At 58.1% G+C, this 15,711-nt stretch carries 13 protein-coding genes; all 13 read left to right on the top strand.

Annotated features, from left to right (window positions below; translation table 11 throughout):
• The first annotated feature begins 58 nt into the window (after positions 1 to 58).
• The 13 genes from SPHFLASMR4Y_RS11990 to SPHFLASMR4Y_RS11930 all read left to right on the top strand — a co-directional run bounded on the left by SPHFLASMR4Y_RS11990 (position 59) and on the right by SPHFLASMR4Y_RS11930 (position 15,708).
• Positions 59 to 1,162 (top strand): hypothetical protein, encoded by a 1,104-nt coding sequence (locus tag SPHFLASMR4Y_RS11990; RefSeq protein ID WP_089133758.1) that lies wholly within the window; start codon positions 59 to 61, stop codon positions 1,160 to 1,162.
• Between the two features lie 49 nt (positions 1,163 to 1,211).
• The gene (locus SPHFLASMR4Y_RS11985) at positions 1,212 to 2,210 is read left to right on the top strand and encodes a hypothetical protein (protein ID WP_089133757.1); all 999 of its coding nucleotides are present in this window, start codon (positions 1,212 to 1,214) and stop codon (positions 2,208 to 2,210) included.
• Entirely contained in the window at positions 2,207 to 4,075 is a 1,869-nt protein-coding gene (locus SPHFLASMR4Y_RS11980) for an ABC transporter ATP-binding protein (RefSeq protein ID WP_089133756.1), read from the top strand. Before SPHFLASMR4Y_RS11985 ends, SPHFLASMR4Y_RS11980 begins: the two co-directional genes overlap by 4 nt.
• 39 nt (positions 4,076 to 4,114) lie before the next feature.
• The gene (locus tag SPHFLASMR4Y_RS11975; RefSeq protein WP_089133755.1) at positions 4,115 to 5,398 is read left to right on the top strand and encodes a hypothetical protein; all 1,284 of its coding nucleotides are present in this window, start codon (positions 4,115 to 4,117) and stop codon (positions 5,396 to 5,398) included.
• Entirely contained in the window at positions 5,395 to 6,669 is a 1,275-nt protein-coding gene (locus SPHFLASMR4Y_RS11970) for a glycosyltransferase family 4 protein (RefSeq protein ID WP_089133754.1), read from the top strand. Before SPHFLASMR4Y_RS11975 ends, SPHFLASMR4Y_RS11970 begins: the two co-directional genes overlap by 4 nt.
• Positions 6,666 to 7,613 carry a glycosyltransferase gene (locus SPHFLASMR4Y_RS11965; protein ID WP_089133753.1) on the top strand — a complete coding sequence of 316 codons (948 nt, stop codon included), beginning with the start codon at positions 6,666 to 6,668 and terminating at the stop codon, positions 7,611 to 7,613. Before SPHFLASMR4Y_RS11970 ends, SPHFLASMR4Y_RS11965 begins: the two co-directional genes overlap by 4 nt.
• Positions 7,610 to 8,725 (top strand): glycosyltransferase, encoded by a 1,116-nt coding sequence (locus SPHFLASMR4Y_RS11960; RefSeq protein WP_089133752.1) that lies wholly within the window; start codon positions 7,610 to 7,612, stop codon positions 8,723 to 8,725. Before SPHFLASMR4Y_RS11965 ends, SPHFLASMR4Y_RS11960 begins: the two co-directional genes overlap by 4 nt.
• Positions 8,722 to 9,624 (top strand): sulfotransferase domain-containing protein, encoded by a 903-nt coding sequence (locus SPHFLASMR4Y_RS11955; protein WP_089133751.1) that lies wholly within the window; start codon positions 8,722 to 8,724, stop codon positions 9,622 to 9,624. Before SPHFLASMR4Y_RS11960 ends, SPHFLASMR4Y_RS11955 begins: the two co-directional genes overlap by 4 nt.
• Positions 9,625 to 9,747: 123 nt before the next feature.
• Positions 9,748 to 11,634 carry an acyltransferase family protein gene (locus tag SPHFLASMR4Y_RS11950; protein WP_089133750.1) on the top strand — a complete coding sequence of 629 codons (1,887 nt, stop codon included), beginning with the start codon at positions 9,748 to 9,750 and terminating at the stop codon, positions 11,632 to 11,634.
• Complete coding sequence (locus SPHFLASMR4Y_RS11945) at positions 11,631 to 12,869, top strand: glycosyltransferase (RefSeq protein WP_089133749.1); 1,239 nt, start codon at positions 11,631 to 11,633, stop codon at positions 12,867 to 12,869. The genes SPHFLASMR4Y_RS11950 and SPHFLASMR4Y_RS11945 overlap by 4 nt, the downstream gene beginning before the upstream one ends.
• Complete coding sequence (locus SPHFLASMR4Y_RS11940; protein WP_089133748.1) at positions 12,859 to 13,893, top strand: polysaccharide biosynthesis protein; 1,035 nt, start codon at positions 12,859 to 12,861, stop codon at positions 13,891 to 13,893. The genes SPHFLASMR4Y_RS11945 and SPHFLASMR4Y_RS11940 overlap by 11 nt, the downstream gene beginning before the upstream one ends.
• 1 nt (position 13,894) lies before the next feature.
• Positions 13,895 to 15,001 (top strand): NAD-dependent epimerase/dehydratase family protein, encoded by a 1,107-nt coding sequence (locus SPHFLASMR4Y_RS11935; protein WP_089133747.1) that lies wholly within the window; start codon positions 13,895 to 13,897, stop codon positions 14,999 to 15,001.
• Positions 15,002 to 15,027: 26 nt separating this feature from the next.
• On the top strand, positions 15,028 to 15,708 hold the full coding sequence (locus SPHFLASMR4Y_RS11930) for a methyltransferase type 11 (protein ID WP_089133746.1): 681 nt from the start codon (positions 15,028 to 15,030) through the stop codon (positions 15,706 to 15,708).
• Positions 15,709 to 15,711: the final 3 nt, after the last annotated feature.

Raw genomic sequence — 15,711 nt, 5'->3', positions numbered from 1 at the left:
CAGACCTGGGCCCGTGCAACGGACTGGACCGCCGAACGGGCGGTTTGCGGAGGATGCAATGCGTCTGATCCTTCACATTGGTACGCCCAAAGCCGGATCCAGCAGTCTGCAAGTGGCTCTAGATGCCAATCGCAGCGCGCTATTGAAACGGGGTATATTATATCCTGCCATCAAGCGCGCCACCCATCACACAGACCTCGCGGCCGGGCTGCACAACCCGGACAAAATGCGCGACATCGACCTTCGCCGCAACGGAAATGATCCAGCAGCAGTCGTGCGCAAGACCGCGGCCGCGTGGCAATCCGTTGCCGATCAGATGTCGAAGCACCATCCCGAAACGCTGATCCTGTCAGCCGAAAACTTCATGTCGATCGACGACTTTACCACAATGCGGGCGTGGCTGGCGCGCATTGCTCCGGGCGCGGAGACGTCGTCAGTCGCCTATCTGCGGTCACCGGTTCCCAATCATGAATCCAAGGCTTCCCAGAGGCTTGGGCGAACCTCGGACGTCCGGCTGCCAGGCAGTCTGCCCTGGCATTCCCGACTGATGCGCTGGCAGGACATCGGCTCCGTGCAATTACGGGACCTTGCCAAGGTCGGCGATATACGGACTGATTTTCTCGAGACCGTACAAGCAGGACTGGCTGCAAAGCTGTCCCTGCCTGGGCGGAACGCTAATGTAAGTCTCACCGGAGAGGGTTGCATAGCCCTGCAAGCGGCCATGATGAACGTGCCCGGCGACAGCGCTTCCGACTATGTCGAACGGTCACGCTTCTGGCGGGCGCGTCTGGCAGAGGCGGAAGCGGCGCTTGGTGAATCGCTCTCGCTGCGCCGGGTGACCGTCAATCCGGCGGTTCGCTGGCTGATTCTGGACGCCTGGTTTGACGAAGCCATCGCCCTCCGCGAAAAATTCGATTTTCAGTTTGACGAACCCGCGCTCTACGACCGGGCAGAAATTGACAAGGGGCTTGCAGAGACCGGAGCCCGGGATTTGGGGCTCGCCGAGACCGATTCCCTGTCCCGCTTTCTCGCCAATGACCAGACAGCAGCGCTGCGTCTTCTGGCCCATGCAGCTGAGCAGACCGCCGTGCGCCAGGGAAGCTTGCCGCTAAGCAGCATAAAGGAAAGATTGCGCAAACTGGTTCGGAGAGGGGCCCGATGAACCGAGCCGATTTCTGCCATCTTAACATTATACGGAGCACGCATCGACCATGAACGTTCTGGACGCCGTGACCATGATCATCCGGACCGTCGGCGAGCGCACCGAAGAGGCGTGCCGCGCATCGATTCGGGCGCAGGGGGTGGACGATGCCCAGATCGTGACGGTGCGCGAAGCGCCCTTTTCAAAGGCGATGCGCGTGAGTTTCGAGGCGGGCATTGCGGCGGGCCGCGAGTGGACGTTCTGTATCGATGCGGATGTCGTCATGCGCCCGGGATCGATCAAGGCGATGCTGCAGCAAGCCCTGCAGCAGCCACCGGAAGTCTTCGAGCTGCAGGGCGTGGTGCTGGACAAGCTTTTCGTAACGCTTCGCGAAGCCGGAAATCATCTGTTTCGCACGTCCTTGTTGCCGCAGATGATCGAACTGATTCCCGAGGAAGGCCTGTCGCTACGGCCGGAGACGACAGCCATGGAGGGTATGAAGGCGCGGGGTTACCCGTGGGCACAAGTGCCTTATGTCGTCGGACTGCACGATTTTGGGCAAAGCAACCGCGATATTTTTCGCAAATGCTATACCCATGCCCAGAAACATGTGCACTTGCTCGGTGATATACTGCCCAAGATGCGCCGCCGCGCTGCTACGGACCATGATTTCGCCGTGGCGATTGCCGGTCTGGCAGAGGGATTGAAGGCGACAACTGAGGTGCGGATCGATATTGAACACCGCCCGTTTACCGAGCGGTTCGAGGCACAGGGGATTGAAGAGAAGGCGCCATGCACCATGGATGAATTTACGCCCGACAGAGTCGAACGGATTCTGCTGGACTATGCGACAGCCGATGATCTGACCATTCGCTATCTGCCTTTTTCGGGTCCAGAGGCTATTGCACTCGACGGCACGACCCGCTTGACACCCTTGTCCCGGTGGCGCGCCCTGTGGCGGCGGCGAGAACAGCACCATGGCACTGGCGGCGCGATCCTTTACAGCATGGGTCGTGGAATTGAGCAACTGGGCCTGCGGTTGCAGAAACGTGCTGGAGAAAGCAAATGAAGCAGTCGGGCGAAAAAACAGTGTTATCTCCTTCCGTCAACATGCCTTCCCGCGAAAGACCCTTTCGCCTCGCCTTTGCTCTGCTCACACCGCGGGAGCGGCGCAACGCATTCATTGTCTTGGCTATTTTCCTCGTCTCTTCCGTAACCCTCGCGCTGAGCGTTGCATCGGTCTATCCGTTTCTGCTGGTTTTGACCCGCCCCGACGTGATCCAGACAAATGCCTGGCTGCAATGGGGCTATCAACTGGTTGGATCACCCCCCGAATTCACCTTCATCCTGTTGCTGGGCGGAGCAACGATTGCCCTGCTCCTGATCAATGCCGCACTACAGGTTCTCCGCGTATACATGATCGAACGCTTTACCCAGATGCGTATCCATACGATCAGCGTGCGCTTGCTCGAAGTTTTCATGTCGCAGCCGATGACCTTTTTTCTGGGTCGCAATACGGGCGATATGGCGAAAGGTATATTGAACGAGACCCGGGAGGTGGTGCAACAATATTTCCGGCCTGGTGCTGAACTGGCGGCCGGCGTTCTCGGTACCTTGTCGGTAATTATCGTGCTGATGACACTGGCGCCAATGATCACGCTTGTCGCTCTTGGCGTAATCGTCGTTTCCTATGCAATCGTCTATCTGTTGAGCCGCACCATATTGGGCCAGATGGGGGTCAGCCGCGTGAAAGCCAATAGCGAACGCTATCGAATTTCTCGGGAAGCTCTAAGTGGTATCAAGGATATCAAGATCGCGGGGACAGAAAAATTTTACCTGTCCAATTACAGCCGCTTTTCGAGTGAAGCGGCGCTGACACAGTCCCGCGCCAATGTGATCAACTCGGCGCCGCGCTACATGGTGGAAGCGGTTATCTTTGTTTCGATCATCCTCTTGCCGCTAGTATATTTTGATGAGGAAACCCTGATCAATGGCGGATTGCTGACCGGGGTCTTGCCAGAACTCGGTATCATGGCGCTGGGCGCGCAAAGATTGCTTCCGGAGGTACAAAAAATCTACCGCTCGATCAGCGTGATGAAATTCGGCGCGGCGGCTGTAACCAGCGTGCATACCGACATGATCATGCCTGTCGATCCCGCCATGAAGATCAAACCGTCGTCCCGTTCGATAAGGCTCGACGAGTCGCTGGAGCTTCGCAACGTCCATTTTGCCTATCCCACTGCCGAAGGCCTGGCACTGAACGGGATCAATCTGAAAATTCTGAAAGGCCAGCGTATCGGCATTGTCGGGACAACCGGCGCGGGCAAGAGCACTCTGGCCGATCTGGTACTTGGTCTGTTGCGCCCGCGCGACGGAGATGTTCTGGTCGATGGCGTGCGGCTTGCCGACGAGGACATCCGGATATGGCAAAAAGCGATAGGATATGTGCCGCAGCATATTTTTCTGTCCGACGCGACAGTGGCCGAAAATATCGCCCTCGGCGCAAAATCCGGCCATGCCGACCAGAGCAAAATCGAGGAAGCGGCCAGGATAGCGCAGTTGCACGAGTTCATCACCGCCGAAATGCCGCAAGGATATGACACGTCAATCGGAGAAAATGGCGTGCGTCTTTCCGGCGGCCAGCGACAACGTATCGGCATCGCCCGAGCGCTCTATCGCGATGCCGATCTGATCGTGTTCGACGAAGCCACAAGCGCGCTGGATTCGGTAACCGAAGGCGAACTGGTTGCGGCAATCGACGCACTTCCCGGCGAAAAGACGCTGCTGGTCATTGCTCACAGATTGACAACGGTGAAATCCTGTGACCGGATCATCGTCATGAAACAGGGCCGGATCGTGGCCTCGGGCAACTGGGAAGAGAATCTTCGCGACAGTCCTGAATTTCGCGATCTTGTAGCCCAGAAGTCCGATTGATGAGAGAGCCGACCCCATCTACATGAGTGTTGATCTGCCATGAAACTAAATATTATCAGCCTGCAGAATTTTGCGCTGGCAATCCTGTGTCTGTGGATCATGAGCCCGCCGCTGACTGCCGATCCGCTCGCGAGGGCGGTGGCACTGCTCGCGCTCGTCACATGGGGTCTATTGGAAATCGTGCGCACAAACGGAATTTTCCTCCGGCCGACGTGGCCGGTTCTGGGTGCAGGCCTGTTCATTGCCTATGACCTGACGCTTTGGTATATGCTTCGCGAATGGACCCTGGTGTCCCACATTCAAATGTATATCCTGTTCACGCTGCTGATCATTTACGAAAGCCGCCGGCATGACCCGAAAAGTCTGGCGCCGGTGTTCTGGACGATGATGCTAACGCTGCCGATCTGGTGGTTCAGCACCATCCGGGGCTTTGATACATTCGGAGCCCATGCAGCGAGGACCGTGGTCCGTTCATCGGATGAGTCCTTGGAACTGATGCAGCAGGGCGTCGGAGGATATCCGCTCATCTATTCTTCGCTCATTCTCATTCCCGTGCTGGTGCTGATGACCTTTCGATGGCGCCTGTTCGATACATCATCTGCACCACGGTTCCTTCGGGCATTCCCGCGTGCGTTTCGTCTGATGCCACCAGTCATGCTTGCGCTCATCGCTATTTTGGTCCTGCGCGCCGGCTTCACGATCGCTGTGATCTTGCTGGTCGCTACGCTGGCCGTGTCCCTCATGTATTTGCGAACCCGTCCTTGGATCCTGCTGATGGCTCCGCTGGTGGCCCTGTTTCTGGTTATTTTGGGACAGATATTCCTGCAGGATATCACCGAACTGCTGATCCCCCTCGCCGACGGGACATCGTTCGTCCACAAGCTGCGCGATCTCCAGCTTTCTCTGGAAGCCGGAGGATCGACCGGAACGGTGGCCGACCGGACCGAACGCTATCTTCGCAGTATCAATTCCTTTCTGCAGAACCCGATCTTCGGGGTTCTGGGAGACCGCGGTGTCGGCAACCATTCAGCTTATCTGGACTATTTTGCGCAGCGCGGCCTGTTCTTTGGCATGCTTTATATGGGCCTGATGCTCTACCTTCCGGTCAGGATGCTCCGGCAACACCCCGGCATGCTGAGCATGACCGGTGGCGTATTGGCCGTGATGATCCTGTTTCCCTTGTTGAACAGCGTGACCATGGCGGTGGGCGTCGTGCTTTTCATCATGTTCCCGGTCGCCTGCGCGATCACTCGGGAATTCGGCAGCAATCCTAAACCTCCTCGCCCAGCCACATCGACGGCCAGACGAGTGTCTCCGGCATGACCGGAAAGCCGATATCCGTACTCTGGACGTCCAATATCGTCCTGCCGGCGGTAGCCTCCCGACTGGGCGTGCCCGAAACCCCGTTCGGCGGCTGGCTCTCTGTGACCACCAGTCGTCTGGCACAGGTCGAAGGCCTGCGCCTCGGGGTGGCGATGCGCGCGCCGGTGAAAAATCTCCAGCATGTCCATCAGGATGGCATCGACTATTTCGCGATTCCCCAGTCCAAGGGGGACAGCTACGATATCAGACAAGCCGACTGTGACCGGGTTCTCTCCGACTTTGCCCCCGATATCCTGCATGTCGAAGGCACCGAAATGGCCTACACGCGGCGCTTCCTGTCGAGCTGGTCCGGCCGGCGACTGATTTCGCTGCAAGGTGTGATCAACGGATATAAACCCTATCAGTTCGGCCATCTCTCCGCGGGCGATTTTCTCAATATCCGGCATCCGCAGCATGTGATCGTCGGGCTGGCGCTGCTGGCCAACAATCTGCTGAAATTTCTGCCCCGTCTGCGCGGCGAGCGCGAGACCATCGCCATGGCGGATCATATTCTGGGCCGCACGATCTGGGACCGGGCCCAGGCGAACTGGCTGAATCCGAAAGCCCAATATCATCATTGCCCGCGCATCCTGCGCGATCCCTTTTATGAGAAACGCTGGTCCCGCGACGAGTGCGAGCCCTTTTCGATCTTTGTCGGCAATGGAGCCTCGGCACTGAAAGGTGTGCATTTTGCCGTCCGGGCGCTGGCACAAATCCGTCACAAATTCCCCGATGCCAAGCTCTATATCGCGGGCCGCAATCCGTGGTCGCTGTCCCGGCTGTCGGCACAGAGGCTGGTTGGCTATTCGGTCTATCTGATGGATCTTATCTCGGATCTCGGCTTGCGCGATCATGTTATTTTCACGGGACAGCTTGACGCCGAGAACATGGCCGAGCGGATGCGCCGCTCGCACGTGGTGGTTCTCTCTTCGCTGATCGAGAACAGCCCGAACACGCTGGCCGAAGCGATGCTGATGGGCGTCCCGGCAGTGCCCTCTTATGTCGGGGGCGTGCCATCCATGGCACAGGACGGGAAAGAGGCGCTTTTCTATCGCGCGGGTGATCCGGCCATGCTCGCCTGGCAATTGCAGCGTATTTTCGAGGATGACAGTCTGGCGGAAAATCTCTCGCAAGCCGCGCATCTGCGTGCCAGCACTACACACAATCCCGAACTTATCATCCAGACACTGGTGGCCGTCTATCAGACGGTGGTAGCGGGGCAGGCGGGATGAGCCGGGCGCTCGCTCCGGTCGCCTTGTTCGCCTATGCGCGGCCCGATCACCTGCAGCAGACGCTTGCCGCCCTTGCAGCGGCCAGCGGCGCAAGCGACACCAGTCTCTGGATCTTCTCGGACGGACCGAAAAATGCCGCAGCCGAAGGCAAGGTCGCGGCGGTCCGTAGCATATTGGACGATCCGCGCTGGCAACAGGATTTCGCGCAAGTCACGATCATCGCATCAGAAACAAACAAGGGACTGGCGCGATCCATTGTCGAAGGCGTCACCCGGGTTATTGATCAGCACGGGACCGCCATCGTGCTCGAGGATGACCTGCTGGTGGCCCCCGATTTTCTCCGGTTCATGAACAGCGCGCTGGAACGGCATGAGCAGACCGCCGAAGTCGGGTCGGTCACGGGCTATTGTCCGATACCCCAGCCGCCGGCGGATTACCCGCATGATGTCTACGCCGTCCCGCGCAGCTGCAGCCACAGCTGGGCCACCTGGCGCGACCGCTGGGAAACCGTCGACTGGTCCGGCAGCGATGCCCCGCGCCTGTGGCAGGACAGGGCGTTGCGCAAGCGGTTCATGGCGACCGGATCGGACAAGCTCGACCGGCTGGGCAGGCAATTGGACGGGCGAATTGATTCCTGGTCGATCATGTTCAACCTGTGGCACGTCATCAACGACCGCGTGGCCCTCTATCCGGTCCGCAATCTGGTGCAGAATATCGGTTTCGATGGCAGCGGCACGCATACCGGAGCCCACGACCGGATGCACACGGCGCTGGCGCCGTCCGGATCGGCGCTGGATCCGGCCCTGCCTCCCGAAGATCCGCGCGTACTGGCGGCCTTTCACAAAATCTATTCGGGATCGCTGCCCGGCCGTCTACGCCGCTTCCTGCGTAACCGGCGCATGCCGGCCAGCGTGCGCCGGATATCGGATCGGGCTGATAGATGAATCTGCTGTTCCACCTTTCCCAGTTCAACATCGGCGGCGGTGAAATGTCGACTTTGCGGCTGTTGCATGCCCTGCAGCAACGCGGCGCGCGCATCACGCTGGTCCTGACAGAGGGTGGCGGGACGCTGGAAAAGCGCCTCGATCCGGCGATTGAAGTCATCCATCTGCGTCCGGGGAAACGGTCCTCCAATCCTCTGGTCCGGGTGCTCCGCGGGGTCTGGGGGGTACTCAGCGCCTTGCGTCTTGCCTTCCGGCGCTATGACGGGGCCGCAGTCGGCATGACCGGCGCCCCGACCTGGGTGGTCCGCCATGTGACAAGGGCGCCCGCAAAACTCCATTTCATCCGCAACGATCTGTCGCAGATGGGCAAGCGCAACGACATAGAGAAGCGCATAGGTCGCAATCTCAATACATTCACCGGCTTTGTCTGTGTCTCGGATGTGGCGCGCCGGTCGCTGGTTGCCGCCGTGCCCGAAGCCGCAGACAAGGCGCATGTCATCTATAATATCCTGAACCCCGGCGAAATGCGGGCGCGGGCGCAGGCCGGAAGGGATCCCTTTCCGCCCCGACGAAACGGCGCTCTGCGCATTGCTTCTGTCTGCCGCCTGCATGAAAAAGCCAAGGGGCTGACCCGGATGACACAGGTGGCGCGCCGTCTGGTGGATGCGGGTGTGGATTTCGACTGGTTCGTGCTGGGTGATGGCCCCGACCGCGACCACATCGAAGCCGAGATAGCCGCACGGGATTTGAGCCGGCATGTGCACCTGCTTGGCCGCATCGAGAACCCCTTCCCCGCTTATGCGCATAGCGACCTGGTGGCGATGCTGTCGAATTACGAAGGCCTGTGTGGCGTCGTCAACGAAGCCAAGATAATGGGAAAACCGGTCGTCGCCACCCGCGTATCCGGAGTCGACGAGCAGCTGGTACACGGCGAAACCGGCCTGATCGCCGAGCAGGATGCCGATTCCATTTTTGATGCGATGCACAAGCTTATGACGGATGATACGCTCCGCGAAACATTAGCCAATGACCGCTTGCCCGCTGCCTTGCTGGATGATGCGCATAAACTGGACATGATTGAAATGCTGTTTTTTGGAAAGGTCAGCAAATGACTGCCCACGGCTCCGGTACCCGGATAGATTTCGCCATAATCGGCGCGCAGAAATCGGCTTCAACGGCCGTCCAGCATTATTTGCATAATCACCCGTCGCTATATCTGCCGCTTGGCGAACTGGCATGTTTTGAATCGCCCGATTTCGAACAGGGTCGTGTTGCGCGCCAGCTTGATTTTTCCGGCGCGGCCGACGGGCAGCTTAAGGGAATAAAGCGACCGACCATATTTACCGATATAGTGGCCATCGACCGGCTCAAGGACCATTCCCCGGATTGCAAAATGATCATGGTCTGCCGGGAACCGGTCAGTCGGTTTGTGTCCCATTACTTCCATTTGATGAACAGCGCCAAGCTCCCGGTCATGGAAATAAACCGCGCGATCCATGCGATGTTTCACGGCAATTATTTGTCAAAACACATATCGGGAATGGCGCTGCTGAGAAACGGAATCTATCACTCCAGCCTGACACATGTCCGGGAAGTCTACGGCCCTGACAGTATTTTCATCACCAGCCAGAAGGCGATACAGCAAGATTTTGGCACGGTTATGCAGAGGCTGTGTACCTTCCTGCAAGTGCCGTTTGATCCGGATCAAATTCAGGAAAAACGTGAGAAAAACGTCGGCAGCTATGATTATCGACGCGCCTTTTTCCGCAAGCTGCCGAACGCCCTGACCTATAATTACTCACTCGGCCGTTCGCGCAAGGAATATCGTCCCTCGCAACTGTTGCGCAATATCGGTCGGGGCTTCTCCTTCCTGTTCGGGAAATGGCCGTTCACAAATCCGGTTCCGCACAAGGATATATTGACGCCAGAATCAAAAGTGTTGCTTCAGGAATATTACAAGGCTGATCGAGAGAACCTGCAACGGGAGTTCCCAGATGTTCTCTATTGGTAATCACCTAATGCGGCATGCACTCACGAACAACCACCTGCCCGCTGCATTGCTTGACGACGCAAGCAAGCTAGATACGCTGTCGGCGTTGTTCAAGAGGGCCAAAGAGCTGAGTAGGTCCTCAATATGAACGCGCGTAATTACCGACCAGAGATTGATGGTTTACGTGCAATCGCCGTTCTGGTGGTTCTATTTTACCACGCCGGAATGCCAGGCTTCTCCGGCGGCTTTATAGGTGTCGATGTATTTTTTGTCATCAGCGGCTTTCTGATTACCCGGATCATTCTGAGCGAAATTGAAACCGGAAAATTTTCCTATCGCAATTTCTATGAGAGGCGAATTCGCCGGATACTCCCCCCATTGTTGCTGGTTTCGGTGCTGACAATTCCTGTCGCTCTGCTGACCATGTACCCGGATCAACTGATCGATTATGCAAAAAGCCTGATAGCCACACAGCTATTTGCTGCGAACATCCACTTTCTGTTGTCCAGCGGCTATTTCCAAACCGCATCCGAACTGAAACCGCTACTTCATTTCTGGAGCCTCGCGGTAGAAGAGCAGTTCTATTTCGTTGTGCCTGCTCTGTTGATGTTGGCAGCGCGGTTGGGTCGCCGATGGGTTTTCGGGCTCCTATGGGCTATCGTTCTGGTCAGCTTTATACTCGCTGACTGGATGTCCACACGCCAACCCGATGTAGCGTTTTTCGTTTTGCCGACCCGAGCCTGGGAGTTGGGTATGGGAGCATTGGTGTCTGTGCATTTCAGTCGGCTTGATACAGCAGTTGTCCGGTTTCCGGGCCCTGCGGCAATCGCTGGCTGGATAGGCCTCGCGATGATCGCAGTTTCTGTTCCATTATTCTCGGAAATCACCCCCTTTCCGGGCCGATATGCGCTGATTCCAGTGGTCGGCACGGCTCTAGTAATTGGATTTTCACGACCGACAAGCGGTTCAGGTAAGGTGCTGTCCTTACCTTTTGTCGTTTCGATTGGTCTTGTCAGCTACAGCGCATATTTATGGCATCAGCCATTGTTCGTATTTGCCCGCTTACACTTTGGTGGAGATGCGCCACTATCGGTTTTACTCATCCTGTCGGTTGTGACTTTCATTCTAGCTGCAATTAGTTGGCGATGGATCGAAAGGCCGTTCCGGAATCGTCAGCGCATGCCCTCAAAGCTTTTGCTGACATGGGTAATATCGACGGCCGCAATATGCATTCTTGCCGCTACAGTTATTCTCGCTCGAGCCGGTTTTGCCGATAGTTATCCAACGTGGCAACGCGATGTTGTCGCCATCTCTGCGGCTGATTCCACGGATTATACAGACAGTCCCGAATATGAGGAGGCATTGGCGCGGTCTTTCGAAACCAAGGCACCAGGACGACGGGTGCTGATCATCGGCGATTCCTTTTCTCAAGATTTGTTCAACATGATCCGCGCGAACCGCGTATTTGAGGATGATCAGATCGCTGCCCTGCATATACCTGCACGTTGCGGCGCTAGTTTAGGCGGGAAAGAAGCTGAAGCCAATATATCGGAACGTTATCTCTCTCGTTGCCGGAATGCGTGGGGGCAGCTCCGCACGGATTTACGAATCGAACAGGCTGACATCATTTTGATGGCGTTCTTTTGGAACAGCAGTCGAATGGATTCTTCCCTTGCCGCTATCGAAACGCTGGGTTCGCGCAGTGACGCGGTGCTGCGCGTGATTGGTTCAAAGGATTTCGAACGTGACCGAAAAATCCTTCTACAAGACAGCCTGAGCGACGCGGTACGCCTCCGAGTGAAACCGCGAGCGGGTGCTATGGTAGTCAATGCCAATCTATCTGGCGCACTCGGGCAAGACGTGTTTGTGGATCCATTGACTATACTCTGCGATGGAAACCGCTGTCCGGCATTCAATGAATCCGGTAGATTAATCACTTACGACGGTCGGCACCTCACACCAGCCGGAGCGCTATACCTCGGACACCGTCTCTTCTCGGCACCTCAATTTTCGGGGCTGGATCCATCGTGATCAGAACATCTAAAACCTCCCCCTGGATCGCCTATGTCGTCCCCTTCGACTTTCCCGAGGGCGGGGCCGGCGCGCGGCGCGTGCTTGGCAATGCCCAGTCGCTGGTCGCGGCGGGCTATCGGGTGACGATCATCTCGGCCCAGATCGATCATTCGGGCAGCGATGCGCGGCCCTTCGCACCGGGGATCAGTCTGGCCTCGACCGGGGAGCGCGACGCCGAACATCTGCCCCGCGCGCTCAAGCGGGCACGATATATCTTTACCGGCAGCCGCACGCGGGACTGGATCGCGCGCGCGCCAACGCCACCCGCCGCGATCATATTGTACAGCGGATATTCGCCCTATTTGCTACAACTGACCGGCATGGCCAGGCGGCGCAATATACCGCTGATCTTCGACGCCGTGGAATGGTATACTGCCAGCAGCACGGCCGGCTTTCTGAAATCGCCCTATTTGTGGAATATCGAACTGGCGATGCGCGCATTGATCCCCCGGCTGGACGGCGTGATCGCGATCTCATCCTATCTCGCCGACTATTACCGGCGGCGCGGTCTTGCCGTGGCGCAACTGCCGCCGACCCTGGATGTCCCGGCGCTGGAACCGGTGCTGGAGAGCCCATCTGCTGATGGCCGGTTGCGGCTGTCCTATTGCGGGTCGGCCTCGAACGATCTGCTCGACACGGTCGTCACCGCCCTGATGCGGCTCGACCCGGAAGGGGCGCGTATCCGCCTCGATATCGCCGGACCTACTGCGGAGGAAGTGCTGGCCCTGCCCAGCCTGCGCGATCACGAAGCGGTGCCGCCGGGACTGACCCTGCACGGCCGCGTCACCCATGAGCAGTCCGTCGCGATCACGCGTGCCGCCGATTTCACCATTTTTCTGCGCCGGATCAACCGGGTTTCGAGCGCCGGTTTCCCGACCAAATTCGGCGAGAGCCTGAGCCTCGGGACACCGGTGATCACCAACCTGACCTCGGATCTGGCAGACCATCTGGACGATGGCGTCAACGGTCTGGTCTGCCCTTCCCCTGCCCCCGGCGATCTGGCGAAAATTCTCGAGCGGGCCCTGACGCTCGACCCGGCACATCTGTCGGCGATGCGCCGCGCCGCTCGCGCGACAGCCGAAGCCAATTTCGATTATAGAGTTCACAGCGAAGCCCTTGTCCGGCTGCTGGCGCAGTGCAATGCCCCTGCCCCCGACCGGACCCTTATGGAGAATGATATTCATGTTAGATGATGTTTGCCTGATGATCACCGGCGGCACCGGCAGTTTTGGCAATGCCGTGGTGCGGCGCTTTCTGGACAGCAATGTCCGCGAAATCCGCATCTTCAGCCGCGACGAGAAGAAGCAGGACGATATGCGCAAGCTGTATCGCAACGACAAGCTCAAATTCTTCCTCGGCGACGTGCGCAGCCGTGACAGCCTGTCCGATGCCATGCACGGCGTCGATTTCGTGTTTCACGCCGCCGCGCTGAAGCAGGTTCCGTCCTGCGAATTCTTTCCGCTCGAGGCCGTGAACACCAATGTCCTTGGCACCGCCAACGCGATCGATGCGGCGCACCGCGCCGGCGTCAGGCGGATGATCTGCCTGTCCACCGACAAGGCGGTCTACCCGATCAATGCGATGGGCACCTCCAAGGCAATGATGGAAAAGGTCGCGACCGGCAAGGCCCGCGCGATTGATCCGGAACGGATGACCATCTGCTGCACCCGCTATGGCAATGTCATGGCCTCGCGCGGCTCGGTCATCCCGCTGTTCGTGCGCCAGATCCAGGCGGGCGAGCCGCTGACGATCACCGACCCTGACATGACCCGCTTCATGATGACGCTGGACCATGCCGTCGATCTGGTGCTGTTCGGCTATGAGCAGGGCGTGACCGGTGATGTTCTGGTGCAAAAGGCGCCGGCCGCGACCATCCACATCCTCGCCAAGGCGCTGCTCGAGTTGTTTGAAAAGCCCGACCATCCGATAAACATTCTCGGCACGCGCCATGGCGAGAAGAAGCACGAGACCCTGCTTTCGCGCGAAGAACTGGCGCAATCGGTGGATCTCGGCGAATATTACCGGGTGCCGGCCGACATGCGCGACCTGAATTACGGCGTCTATGTCGAATCGGGGGAAAGCCGGATCAGCGAATCCTTTGACTATACGTCGGAAAACACGCAACAGCTTGATGTCGAGGGCATGAAAGACCTGCTGCTGCAGCTTCCTTTCATCCGTTCCACACTGGCCGGTGAACCGGCAGATTCCGAGGTTTGACATGGATGTCCTGATTACCGGAGCAAATGGTTTCATCGGTCGCAATCTGGCGCTGCGCCTGCGCGAAGCCGGCCATGCTGTGCTCGGTGCAACCCGCGCCACCAGCGATAGCGATCTGGCCGACATGGTGAACCGGGCGGAAGCCGTGGTGCATCTGGCTGGCGCCAACCGGCCGGAAACGGAAGCGGAATTCGAGGAAATCAACGACCGCTATACCGCGCGGCTGTGCGAATTGCTGCGCGACCGGTCGAGTGCCATTCCGGTGATTGCGGCGTCCACCATCCAGGTGGATCGCGACACGCCTTATGGCCGGACCAAGGCGAACGCCGAAGCCCATTTGCAGGCGCTGGCCAGCGACAGCGGCGCGCCGGTCAATATCTGTCGGCTGGTCAATATATTCGGCAAATGGTGCCGCCCGAATTACAATTCGGTCGTTGCCACCTTCTGCCACAATATCGCCCGCGATCTGCCGATCACGATCAGCGCTCCGGATGCCGAAGTGCGACTGGTCCATGTCGATGATGTGATCACCGGCTGGCTGGCCTGGCTGGCTGCGCCGGGCAGCGGCGCCCAGATCACCGCCATCACGCCGGAATATAGCATCACCCTGCAGGATCTGGCCGACCGGCTGCGCGACTACCGGGCAATCCGCGAGACGCACACCGTCGGCGATACCGGTACCGGGCTCGGCCGCGCGCTTTACGCCACCTATATCAGCTATCTTCCGGTCGCCGATTTCGCCTATCCGGTCACTCGCCACGGCGACGAGCGCGGCGTCTTCGCCGAAATGCTGCGCACCAAGCATTCCGGCCAGTTCAGCTTTTTCACCGCCGGGCCGGGGGTGACGCGTGGCGGCCATTACCACCACGCCAAGACCGAGAAATTTCTGGTCCTCAAGGGCCGGGCCCGGTTCCGCTTCTACAATATGGACAGCGGCGAAACCCACGCGCTCGATACGCATGGCGAGGAATCCATGGTGGTCGAGACGGTGCCGGGCTGGAGCCACGACATCACCAATATCGGCGAGGACGAGCTGATCTGCATGCTCTGGGCCAACGAGCTGTTCGACCGGGACCGTCCGGATACGATTGCGAAATTACTGACTTAAATGCGGCAATTTTCAGGATAAAACATATGAGACTGATCGAAGCAAAATGGTTACAAAAACATCTCAATGACATGGATGTGTCGGAACTGTCGCCTTTGCTGGAGATCGGTTCCTCCAGCCTCGAATTCCGTACAGTAGCAAAACCCCATATCGAGAAGTTTGTCCATGCTCCCCTGCGGGAACGGGGTGTACGTATCATTACAACAGATCTTCGTGATGCTGAGGGCGTGGAGATTGTCGGCGATATATTCGATCCGGTTGTCGGCGCGAAACTTCAAGATGTGCAAGCGAAGTCGCTCTTGCTTTGCAATCTGCTCGAACATCTCGTCGATCCCGCCGCATTCGCTGCCGCCTGCAAAAGCTTTGTGAGACCCGGTGGATATATCATTGTTACAGTGCCCTACGATTATCCATATCATCTTGACCCGATTGACACGATGTACCGGCCGACACCGGAAGAAATACATGCTCTTTTCCCTGACACGCGGATAGTGGATAGCGAGATTCTGGTGGATGGCGGACGATGGTCCGATTTGCGACGCACGAGAACACCGATTCAGTCGATAAAATCATTACTGGGCGACATCGCACGACTGATCATGCTCCGAGGCGGAATAGACAGAGCCAAATCGCGCGCTTCGCGTTTAAGCTACCTTGCCCGAAAATATAAAATATCAGCAGTGATTTTACGCACGCAGGAAGACTGAGCG

The sequence above is a fragment of the Sphingorhabdus sp. SMR4y genome, from assembly GCF_002218195.1.
Lineage (GTDB): Bacteria > Pseudomonadota > Alphaproteobacteria > Sphingomonadales > Sphingomonadaceae > Parasphingorhabdus.
The sequence above is the reverse complement of the archived record's forward strand: the minus strand, read 5'-3'. Positions and strand labels throughout refer to the sequence as shown.